Annotated in this window: 8 protein-coding genes; 2 read left to right on the top strand and 6 right to left on the bottom strand. The window is 34.9% G+C overall.

Going from position 1 to position 11,812, the window contains the following annotated elements; genetic code table 11:
- Positions 1–22: 22 nt before the first annotated feature.
- Positions 23–2,239 (bottom strand): glycoside hydrolase family 3 C-terminal domain-containing protein, encoded by a 2,217-nt coding sequence (locus tag KHA98_RS05875; protein ID WP_213256228.1) that lies wholly within the window; start codon positions 2,237–2,239, stop codon positions 23–25.
- Between the two features lie 207 nt (positions 2,240–2,446).
- Positions 2,447–4,090 carry a DUF6377 domain-containing protein gene (locus KHA98_RS05870; RefSeq protein WP_213256226.1) on the bottom strand — a complete coding sequence of 548 codons (1,644 nt, stop codon included), beginning with the start codon at positions 4,088–4,090 and terminating at the stop codon, positions 2,447–2,449.
- A gap of 130 nt (positions 4,091–4,220) precedes the next feature.
- Between KHA98_RS05870 and KHA98_RS05865 the strand changes: the two genes are divergently transcribed.
- Positions 4,221–4,565, top strand: a complete 345-nt coding sequence (locus KHA98_RS05865; protein WP_213256224.1) for a 5-carboxymethyl-2-hydroxymuconate Delta-isomerase — start codon at positions 4,221–4,223, stop codon at positions 4,563–4,565.
- Positions 4,566–4,848: 283 nt separating this feature from the next.
- Here KHA98_RS05865 and KHA98_RS05860 read toward each other — a convergent pair whose 3' ends face one another.
- Together KHA98_RS05860 and KHA98_RS05855 are read right to left on the bottom strand one after the other, a co-directional pair.
- Positions 4,849–7,107, bottom strand: a complete 2,259-nt coding sequence (locus KHA98_RS05860) for an acyl-CoA dehydrogenase family protein (protein WP_213256222.1) — start codon at positions 7,105–7,107, stop codon at positions 4,849–4,851.
- 268 nt (positions 7,108–7,375) lie between these two features.
- Positions 7,376–8,293 (bottom strand): EamA family transporter, encoded by a 918-nt coding sequence (locus KHA98_RS05855; RefSeq protein ID WP_213256220.1) that lies wholly within the window; start codon positions 8,291–8,293, stop codon positions 7,376–7,378.
- A gap of 100 nt (positions 8,294–8,393) precedes the next feature.
- Here KHA98_RS05855 and KHA98_RS05850 point away from each other — a divergent pair, with 100 nt between their 5' ends.
- On the top strand, positions 8,394–9,818 hold the full coding sequence (locus KHA98_RS05850) for an aminotransferase-like domain-containing protein (RefSeq protein ID WP_213256218.1): 1,425 nt from the start codon (positions 8,394–8,396) through the stop codon (positions 9,816–9,818).
- Between the two features lie 252 nt (positions 9,819–10,070).
- Here KHA98_RS05850 and KHA98_RS05845 read toward each other — a convergent pair whose 3' ends face one another.
- Positions 10,071–11,018 (bottom strand): bestrophin family protein, encoded by a 948-nt coding sequence (locus KHA98_RS05845; RefSeq protein ID WP_213256216.1) that lies wholly within the window; start codon positions 11,016–11,018, stop codon positions 10,071–10,073.
- 43 nt (positions 11,019–11,061) lie between these two features.
- On the bottom strand, positions 11,062–11,781 hold the full coding sequence (locus KHA98_RS05840; RefSeq protein ID WP_213256214.1) for an adenine nucleotide alpha hydrolase family protein: 720 nt from the start codon (positions 11,779–11,781) through the stop codon (positions 11,062–11,064).
- Positions 11,782–11,812 lie beyond the last annotated feature (31 nt).

Raw genomic sequence — 11,812 nt, 5'->3', positions numbered from 1 at the left:
AACCAATTTAGAAATAATGAAATTATTGAAGTGAAAAAATCACTTTAGATTTTATATCTGTTGAAGAGGCTCCAACAATAGCTTCAAAATCACCTGGCTCAGCAACCCAGTCATGTTTTTTATCGTCAAAGAAACTCAATGCAGTTTTATCAACTGTAAAAGTTACTGTTTTTTCTTCTCCTGCTTTAAGCGAAACTTTCTCAAATCCTTTTAATTCTTTAACCGGACGTGGTAATGAAGATTTTAAGTCGCTGATGTACAATTGTACAATCTCTGCGCCTTCTCTGGTTCCTGTATTTTTTACTTTAACAGAGAATGAAATTTTATCTCCTGCAGTTACTTGCTTTTTATCAGCAGTTACTTTTCCGTAAGCAAAAGTTGTGTAGCTTAATCCGTGACCAAAAGAGAATAATGGTTTTACTTTTTGTTTGTCTGCCCAACGGTAACCAACAAAGATTCCTTCGTTGTATTTTACCTCATCTCCGCCTGGAAATTCTCCTAAAGCGTGTGCTCCATTATCTGCTAATTTTACAGGGAAAGTAAACGTAAGTTTTCCTGAAGGGTTTACATCTCCAACTAAAACATTTGCCAAGGCGCTTCCTGCCTCTGTACCTAAAAACCATCCCTGAACAATTCCCGGAACTTCTTTTACCCACGGCATTGCCACAGCATTTCCTGAAATATTAACAAAAACAATGTTCTTATTTACTTTTGCTAATTCGCTTATCAATTTGTCCTGACCATAAGGCAGTCCTAATTCTTTACGATCGTGACCTTCATCATCCTGGTTTTCGCTTTTATTCAAACCTCCGATAAAAAGAACGATATCTGCCTCTTTAGCAATTTTTAAAGCTTCTGCAGTTAATTCGGCCTGAGGACGTTTTTCTTCTAAACTTACTTTTGCAATTACGCCGTTGTAATTACTTGTTGGGTCTCCAACATATCCACGAGCGTAAACAATTTCAGCCTGATTGCCAATTCTTTTCTTTAAACCTTCAAGCGGTGTAATTTCATATCTTGCTTTTAGAGAAGAACTTCCTCCTCCAACAGTCATCATTTTGATTGCATTTTCACCAATTACAGCAATTTTCTTTGTTTTAGAAAGGTTAATTGGTAAAATGTTATTGTTGTTTTGTAATAATACAATTCCTTCTTCAGCGATTTTACGACCTGCATCTGCATGTTCCTGAGTTCCGAAAGATCCAAAAGGACGATTTCTATCCATTGTAGTTAAGAAAGCCAAACGAAGCACACGACGTACTTTTTCGTCTAATTCTTTTGTTCCAACTTCACCTTTTCTGATCATTTCAGAATATGGTTTTGCTAAATAGTAGTTATCATAAGCATTACTTGTTCCCCATGAAAGTCCGTTTGTCCATGAACCAAACTCCATATCCAAACCATTATGAATGGCTTGTTTTGTATCGTTTACTCCACCCCAATCTGAAACTACAACGCCTTTGAAACCCCATTCTCCACGAAGAATGTCGTTTAGCAAATATTCGTTGTGGCAACATTGCTGTCCTTTATATTTATTGTAAGATCCCATAATCGACCATACATCACCTTCCTGAACTGCTGCTTTAAAAGCCGGAAGATAGATTTCGTACAAAGCACGATCGTCAACAATTACGTTTACAGAATTACGGTTTGTTTCCTGATTATTTAAAGCGAAATGTTTTACACAAGCCGCAACTCCGTTTGCCTGTACACCTTTTATATAAGGAACTACCATTTTTGAAGCCAAAAACGGATCTTCTCCCATATATTCGAAGTTACGACCGTTTAACGGGCTTCTGTAAATGTTTACTCCTGGTCCTAATAATACATTTTTGTTACGGTAACGTGCTTCTTCTCCAATGGATTTACCATATAAAGAAGCCAAATCTTTGTTCCAGGTTGCAGAAAGTGCTGTAAGTGCCGGAAAAGCGATACAAGAATCGTTTGTCCATCCAGCCTGATCCCACTCATCCCATTTAACTTCTGTACGAATTCCGTGTGGTCCGTCGGTCATCCAGTTTTCAGGAATTCCAAGACGTTTTACTCCCGGAGAACTGAATTTAGACTGCGCATGAATAATGGCAATTTTCTCCTCGGTTGTCATTCGCTTAAGCGCATCTTCTACACGCTCATTAATTGGCTTTTTATCATCAAGATAAACCGGAACTTTATTTTGTGCGTTCAATCCGAATGAACTCAGCAAAACTAAAACAAGAATTGTTTTAACGTTTTTAAACATAACTATTATTTATTTAAGCATTCAATTATAATCTAAAGGTACTAGTGGTCAATACTACCTTTTAATAATATTGTAAAGCTAAAACGTTATAGTGTCTCTTGAAATTTTAAACGAAAAAAAGTAGCAACTAAAAAACACAAATAACTAACTACCAATATATTAACAAAAAATAAACCCTGAAAAAAGTAGTGATTTTAAAATAAATCTTTAGGATTTCAATGTAATTAAACCAATTTTCATGACCATTTCTTCAAAATCATTTCGGGAAACTGCGGCTTTATTTCTGCCTCTTGTTCGATAATTGTAAATTGTACTTAAAGAGTAACGAAGAAAGGCTGCAATTTTTACACTGTCTGTAATTCCCAAACGAATTAAAGCAAAAATGCGAAGTTCAGTATTTAGTAATTCACCTTGTTTTAAAATTATTTGCTCGTCCTTAGTCAGCAACTCGTTAAAGTCTTTCACGAAAGTGGGATACAAATTCAAAAAGATGATATCGAAATTCTTGTATAGTTCTTCTAATTCATTATCAACTAAGGTTGTTGATTTAAGCATTTTATAAATTTCATCAAACTGTTTTGCCGTTGCTTTTTTGTTTAAAATAATACGGTAGTTTTCCAGTTTATTGATGTAAGTCGAACAAAGACTAAAGAAATGAGCAATGTATTCTTCTTTAATATGGTTTGACTCTGATAATTGCGCATTACGTTCCTGAAGCTGCTCGTTGGTTTTGGTAATATCCTGATTTAATCGGGCTAATTCCTGACTGGTTTCATAAAGTTCTCCACGAATTCTGGAAACTTTTTTCATTTGCTTGTAAACATAAATCACGGCAGCAATTAAAAATACCGACAGTAAGCTAATACACAACAAATAAAGCTGTAATTCTGTTTTTCGTTTGGCTTCTTTTTCTAAATAAACGGTATTAATAATTGAATACACCTCAGACATTAATAAGGTTCTAAACTGTACATTACAATAAAGAGCATCTTCAATAGCCGATTGTGTAAGTTTATAAGCCATATCTACATCGCCAATTTTATAAAAAACTAAAGCCAGTTCCTGTAGCGAAGCATTGTCTTTATTGGCATTTTTTATATCGGCAGTGGCAGAAAGCGCATAATATTTTTTTCTTAGTTCAAGCTGATGTGTAGATTCATAAATACTTCCCAATAAATAAGTTATCATCGCATATTGGGGATTATCTTCTTTGATTTTTTTCAATAAACTTAATAACTGCTTTTGAGAACTTTCAAATTTTTTCTGCGAAATTCCCTGCTGAATTTTATTGACTTGGTAATTTAAAGTGTTTGGATCCAGAACCGTTAATAAAGAGTCTCTGTAACTGCGAATTTGCTGAATGTATTTTACATCGTAACTATTGGCTGCATAATGCTCAAAAAACTCACGATACGCAACGTAATAATTGGGTAACAAAGAAACGGGCAATTTCTTTTTGTCGATACTTTTTAGAATTGCTTCAGATTCGCGGTATTTTCCTGAAGAGGAATAAAGCGTAACCAATTGTAAATTGGCCAAATCGGATAGTTCTTTGTTTTGAAGTTCTTCAGCAATTTTCAGGTTCTTTTTAACGTAAAGAATAGCCGAATCTGAATTGAATTTTTGATATTCAGCATACAATGTTTTATTGTAATTGTATTCCTGTTCTTTGGTTAAGTTATCGGACTTTATTTTTTTGAAATTTAAAATGCGTTCTTCTTTCAACCGAACGTAATGTGCTTTGTTTTGCAAGGCTACATTTAAATTTGCTATAATATCATCTGTACTTTCCGTCGCATTAACAGTACAGCAAATAAGAACGATAAAAAGATACAGAAGTGAATTTTTCAAACTAGTAAAAAGATAAATGAAACATACAAATATAATAAAGCTTCGATAGAAAAATATATTTTATAAGATTATTACAAGTATTGTTTTTCATAATTTTGTTACAAGAAAACCTAACTTAAAACATAATATCATGCCACATTTTATAATTGATTGTTCTGAAAATGTAATACGTTTAAAATCTCCGGACGAAATCATGCAAGAAGTTTTTGATTCAGCTTTATCAACCGGACTTTTTACTCCTTCAGAAATTAAAGTTCGCATTAATCCTTTTAGCTATTATAATAACGGAAATAGCCTTGATGATTTCATTCACGTTTTTGGATATATTATGGAAGGCAGAAATGCTGATCAAAAAAGCAATTTATCAAAAGTCATTGTAACCACTTTAAACGCTATACTTCCTGAAGTTTCTGTGATTTCTATTAATATTCAGGATTTTGAAAAGTCGAATTATTTTAATAAAACTATGATTTAGAGCGTTTAATGATATAAATAAATTTATACCATAAACAGTGCTCTTATCACACAATCTTGTCATTCCGAGGAACGAGGAATCACACTAGAGAATCGACAAAGATTGGCGATTTGCTTTGCGGAGTTTCTAGTGCGATTCCTCGTTCCTCGGAATGACAAATATGCTGTTGAGGTTTATTCTATTCTCTTTCATCTATCCTCTTTCATCTATCCTCTTTCATCTATCCTCTATCCTCTATCCTCTTTCCTCTTTCCTCTTCTCTTTTCTCTTTCCTCTTTTTAAACTAAACCGCGATTGGCGCTGCTAAACAACTCTCCGGAATATCAAAAGCATTTACCAAAGCTACTGCATCCGGGCGAATGTCCCAGCATAACTGATTGACCATTTTTCGAATTGCTTTTGTTTTTACGGCTTCCATATAACCGTCTTCCAAAAACCAGCCTTTGTTTTTTTCTAACTGAGAAAGTGCATAAAGCTGATTTAATTTAGTGAGGATTTCTTTTGTTTTCTGATCTTCAACCGATTTAATTGCTAATTGAAATTGCTCTAAAACCACGCGTTCTAAATACGCCTGAGCCACATCTATCATTTGATGTTGTACGACATTAAAAGCGTCATACGCCTCTAAACCTCCGTCTATTAATTTTTTAATACGCTTTGCTGCCGATGCTACAATTGTTTTTTCTCTGTGTACAAAAGCCTGCAAATGAAACTCCGCATCCAATAAATGCTCTTCATCTGTTCTGCGGGTTGCAATCGGGTTTTTCTCTGTTAAAGCAGTTTTGGCATTTTCATAAACATAATTTATAATTCCGGCTGCTCCCATTTCGCCAAACGCTTTTCTGAATTCAGATAAACGGTTTTTAGCTACTAATTGCATTAAAACGGTATTATCACCTTCAAAAGTGGTGTAAATTTCGGTGTCATTTTTTAGCGCATCAATTCGGTTTTCAGATAAATATCCTTTTCCGCCACAAGCTTCACGGCATTCCTGCAAAATATCTCTGGTACTCCAGGTTGAATACGATTTCATTCCTGCCGCCAAAGCCTCAATTTCCTGCATTTCGGCTTCAGTTCGGTTTAAAAATCTGCTGGTTAAATATTGAAGTGCAAAATGAACGGCATAGGTTTTGGCTAAATTGGGTAATAATCTTCGCTGATGCATTCGGTAATTTAAAATCGGAACTTCTGAGCCACCTTCTGGTCCAAATTGTCTTCTTTTATCGCTGTAGCGAATGGCAATTGTTAGTCCTGATTTTGCTGCAGCCAAAGCCGAACGCGGAATTCCGATTCTGCCTCCAACCAAAGTGCCTAACATGGTGAAAAATCGGCGATTATCACTCGGAATCGGACTTTCGAATTCTCCGTTTTCATTTACAGAAGCAAAACGATCGAGCATATTGTCTTTCGGAATCACTACATTATCAAAACTAATGGTTCCGTTATCAACACCGTTTAACCCCATTTTATGGCCACAATCGCCAATGGTTACACCGTTTACAACATTTCCGTTTGCATCCCGTAACGGCACTACAAAAGCATTTACGCCATAATCGTGATCGTCGATAATTAGTTTTGCAAAAACCGTTGCCATTTGTCCGTGAACGGCTGCGTTGCCAATATATTCTTTCTGAGCATTTTTATTGGGTGTATGAATAATAAAAGTCTGATCGTTATGATTGTAAGTTGCCGTAGTTTCCAGCCCTTTTACATTTGATCCGTGATGTGTTTCGGTCATGGCAAAACAGCCCGGAAGTTTCAGTGAACCTATATCTTTTAAATATTTCGCATAATGTTTCTCGGTTCCTAACGATTGAACGCTCATTCCCCAGAGCCCAAACTGAACGCCAAATTTTATTACCAGACTTAAATCGTGATAACTTAGCGTTTCCATAATCGCAAAATAATCTTCTACATTTCCTCCGCCGCCATATTCTTTGGGATAAGCCATGCTTCCTAAATTTTCATCGGCAAGAATTTTACACCACTTGTAAACCGTTTGTCTGAATACATTGATATCTGTAGAAGTTTCGTAGGCAAATTCCGGTCTGGAAATAATGGCTTTTACTCTTTTAATGATTGCTGCTTCTTTACCGTCCAGAAGTTCGGTGATCTTCTGAATATCAAAATCTGAATTTGTCTGTGAACTTGCCGTAAATGAATTGGCTTTGGTTTTAAAACTCTGAATTACTTCTTCGCCTAAAATTCCGAGGTCGTTTTCGAGTTTTGTAAAAGCGGATTCTATGGGCGTTACATCTAAATCATTTCCTGAAAGTGCTTTTGCAATATCAAAAATTGACTTGATGGATGATTTATCCTGAATACTTTTTTCAATATCCAATTTCCATTGTGTGAGTTCATTTCGCGAAGGCGGATTTGAAATATCTACTTTAGAAAGTAAATATTCTTTTTCTTCTTCTGATAAAACATTGAGGGAATTTATAAACTCTTTTAGTGTCGAAAATTCTTTCTGAGTCAAAAGATCATCGGACCATACTAAATAAAATAACGGACTAAAGGCTTGAAGTTTGGTAGTTTTCATAAATATTTGATTTGGAATAGTTTTTCGCCACTCCCGATAACTATCAGGATAAAGTTTTTTTTCGCCACGAATTCCACAAATTTTCACAAATTTTAATTCGCGGAAATTCATGGAATTCGTGGCAACATTTTTTAATCCTTGTATTTTGTGGCTTTATTCATTTTACTGCATAAAAAAACAGGAATGAAAAATACTCATTCCTGTTTTAAAACCCTGTTAAGATTCTCGTAATTTTACTTTCTAAACCAATAAAAAATGTAAAACCAACTTATTGAGAATCTTTAGACGACAGGATATATTTTTGTTTTATCGCAAAAATATGATGTGAATTAAAAACTAACACCGCCATAAAAATAATGCCATATGCTATAATTTGTATTATTCCAAATGGCTCTTTGTAGAAAAACATAGCCAGAAGAAAAGCAATCATTGGGTTGATATTTAAAAGCATTCCAACGGTTGATGAATTGATTCCGGAAAGTGCATATAAATTAAGAAACAACGGAAAAATGGTAAACAAAATCGCAATGGTTTCTATACAGAAGTAAAACTTAAATTCTGTAGGTACTGTCCCGCTGTATACCGGATAAAATGGCAATAAAAACAATGCTGCCAATGTAATATGAAATGTAAGTACTATAAATTTATCATACCCTTTATTAATACGCTGACTTACTAAATAAGAGGCGTACGTAAAGCCAATAATGATACTGAAAAACATATCCATAATATTGGCGTACGATAATAATATACAGCCTGAAACGCTTAATCCAACCGCTATCCATTGGGTTTTACTAAGTTTTTCATGCAAAATGAAATAAGCCAGCAACGTGGTCAGAATCGGGCAAACCAAATAAGCCAAAGAAGTTGCCTTTACGCTTACATGATTCATTACATAAATAAACGTAAACCAGTTTGCCATCAGGAAAACACTTCCTCCAATGTTTAATAAAGCGCTTTTTCTTTTCTCCCCTTTTGGCAATGCTTTAAAAGTTTCGATGGTTTCTTTGACTTTTTTTCTTTTGAACGCAAAAGAAATCAGCAACATTAAAGTACTGCAACTGAAAACACGGTAAAATAAAATATCCAGGGATGGATAATCGTGGATCGGTTTTAGCGCTAAACTAAAAAATCCCCAGATTACAAAACAGGTAATCGCAGCAATGTAATATTTTGTTGTTTTCACAGGATTGAATTTTAAATTTCTTTGGTGAAACAAATTTCTAAAAAATAAAACAGCAATACAGATACAGTTTTTGTAAATTGCACCATAACAGTTTTTTTTTATGAAAAATTCCAATTACTTATATCTTCAGTTTGCTGACCGAATCGAAAAGCAAATAAAATCTGGCGTTTTAAGCGTTGGTGATAAACTGCCTTCTATACGCGAGGTCTGTGCCGAAACGGGTTACAGCATGAGTACAGTTAGTAAGGCTTATTATGAAGTCGAAAGCCGCTCTTTGATTGAATCGCGTCCGCAATCAGGCTATTATGTGAGTAATACCTCTGCCCGAATAATTACGGAGCCATCGCCAAGTAGTCCTATTTTAAAATGTGCCAATATTAATCGGGAAGATTTGATTGATCAGGTTTACGGAAATATGACCGATAAAAATATTACGATGCTTTCGTTAGGCTTTCCGTCAAATGAATTATTGCCAATTGCGAAATTAAACAAAGGAATGATTCAGGCGATGCGATCGTTACCTAATAGCGGAACGAGTTATGAGCAGGTAAAAGGGAATCTGAATTTAAGAAGAGAAATTGCCCGTTGGTCGTTTACCTGGGGCGGATCTCTTACGGAAGAAGATATTATCACGATGCCGGGCTGCACGAGTGCTATATCGCATTGTTTAATGACGCTGACTAAACCGGGAGATACCATTATTACAGAAAGTCCGGCGTATTTCGGGATATTGCAACTTGCCAAATCACTGGGTTTGTATATCATGGAATTACCAACCAATATGACTACAGGAATCGAACTGGAAGCGTTGAAAAAAGCACTGGCTTCTAAAAAAGTAAAACTATGTTTACTGATGAGTAACTTTAGTAATCCATCTGGAAGTATGATGCCGGCTGAGCATAAAATTGAAGTGGTAAGGTTAATGGAATTTTATAATATTCCGCTAATTGAAGATGATATTCATGGCGATTTGTATTTTGGCTCCAGCCGACCAACCAATTGCAAAACGTATGATGAAAGCGGAATTGTCCTGTGCTGTAGTTCGGTTTCTAAAACACTTTCTCCGGGCTATCGCGTGGGTTGGGTTTCTCCGGGGAAATTCAAAAAGCAAATTCTCCGTAATAAAATTTATCATTCACTCTCCTCGCCTACTATTACACACGAGGTCGTGGGAGATTTTCTTAAAAACGGACGTTACGAAAATCATCTTCGTAAAATACGTCAGATTTTAAATCACAATTGCAACAATTATATTAATACTGTTTTAGAATCTTTTCCTGCCGGGACTAAGGTGAGTCAGCCTCAAGGTGGTTTTTTCCTTTGGATCGAATTGGATAAGAGTATAGATACGGCAGATTTTTATCATCTGGCCATGCAACACAAAATTAGTATTGCGCCGGGAAGAATTTTCTCTTTTCAGGATCAGTTCTCCAATTGTATGCGTTTGAGTTTTGGGCTTCCTTGGACTAATGAATTGAGGGAATCGATACAAATTTTAGGGAAATTGGCTGCGCAGCAATTGTAACGTTTGTTAAAGGAAATTCCAATATAAAAATTCCAAATTCCAATTTTTCGCAAACTTATGTCATCTGGCTAAAAGAGAAATCTTACTCGTGAATTGACAAATATTGCCGATATACTTTGCGGAGTTTCTTGTGCGATCTCTCCTTTCAGTCGAGATGACAAACTTTGCGGTTTACAAAACTAACCATGAAAAAAGCCGGACAGCACAATTAAGTACTGTCCGGCAACAATTAACAAGACCAAAATTAAATTTTTACAGAACGAAGTAAGCGTCTTTATCAACTTTCTTAGGTTCTTCTTTTAAATCAAATTCTTTTAGAATATCAAATTCACTTTGATATTCGTTTAGCATTTGTTTGATATTTTTTTCGATTGTATTGGCAATAGTTGTTACAGGTGTATCTGTAGCTCTGTTTTCAAACGGATCCTGCAAATGAATTGCCATTCTTTCAATCAGGAAAAAAGCTGCTGCAATTGCTGTAATCAATGGTATAGCAAACCAGCTTAACACGCTCGTTAAGCCAAAAGGCAATAAGAAAACAAATAAACACAATGTAAGCCTTATATACATACTGTATGTTGTTGGGAAAATTGTATTTTTAATACGCTCACATTTCCCCATTTCGTCACACAATCTCGACAATGTATTATCGATTTCAACCTGCTGATACATATTGAATCTCTTGTCGTTTTTTGCGTTTCTTAAATCTCTTGCATGAAGCATTAAAATTGCATTCGGAATGTTTTGATGGTTTTTGATGTATTTTATTTCATCTTCATTCATCAAGCCTTCAAGCGGTTTTATGGCATCTTTATTTCGAAGTGCCTGACCTAAACTATAACACCATGCGATTTGTCTTTTTGCAAAATTTTCTTTGAACTCGCTGGCTTCAACAGAAAAATCAGGATCTCTGTAAAATGTCAGTACCTGACGGATTAGTGTTCTGGAATCATTTACAATTGCACCCCACACAATTCGTGCTTCCCACCATCTGTCGTAAGCCTGATTGGATTTGAAGGCTAATAATAATGATATAATAGTACCAATCATGGTTGGAATGGCAATTGGAATATCAACTGGCAGGTTGATAAAATAGTAATGGAAAATTTCAAATAAAATGGTATATGCTAATACCAATAGTATTTCGACTTTAATTTTTCCGAGAACATACTTCATTGGTATTCTTTTCTTTAATAACATATTTTCGGTTTTAAATTAAACTTAGGTTTAGGCGTAGATCTGGTTAGGCCAATTCTTCATATAGCGAAAGAATCGGTAATCCCAATTTTTCGTTTACATTTTCTTTTTTTGTCTTTTTGAATTTTATTTTTTCTCCTTTACGCGTTTCTACCAGTAAATCAATTTCATATTTCGAAATTGCTTCAGATAAAAAAGGAGCTAATTCATCGTAATTATCATCAATTTTAGAAGTCTGGCTTACGATTTCATAAGAGAAATTCTCACTCAGAAATTGCTGAACGTCTTTTACATGCAATGCGCCAGAGTTTTCGATGTAAAGTGCTTTATTGAAATCGTTTTTGATTTGTTCTGCACCCAAATGCAAAATCGGGCATTTTTGATTTCCGGCTAACTGAACCAGATATTGATGAATTCGTTTTGTTTCTTGTTTATAAGAATTGGTCAGAATAACCAGTTTTACTGAAAAATGTTCTACAACACGTTTAAAAATTGGAGATGAAAGTCCGTATTGATTGTGAATTTTAATTTTACAGTTTTTGGTATGATCAATCATATACCGACAAGTTTCCAAAACTTCTTCCTGACTTATAGTAAGTCCGGTTTTCATTTCACGCAGAAAAAAAGACGATGAAAAAGAATCCGGAGTTTCTGCTACCATCATTAAAATGATTTCGCAATTGGAATCTTTTGCCTGACTAATGGCCGATTTTACAGCACAAATTGTATCGTCTTTTAATGTAGTAGGTATAAGGAAATTTTTCATATGTATATTCTTTTAGTTTATACATACAAAA

It is taken from the genome of Flavobacterium branchiicola (assembly GCF_018383905.1).
GTDB lineage: Bacteria > Bacteroidota > Bacteroidia > Flavobacteriales > Flavobacteriaceae > Flavobacterium > Flavobacterium branchiicola.
Note: the sequence above shows the minus strand (reverse complement) of the source record. Positions and strands in the feature narration are given on the sequence as shown.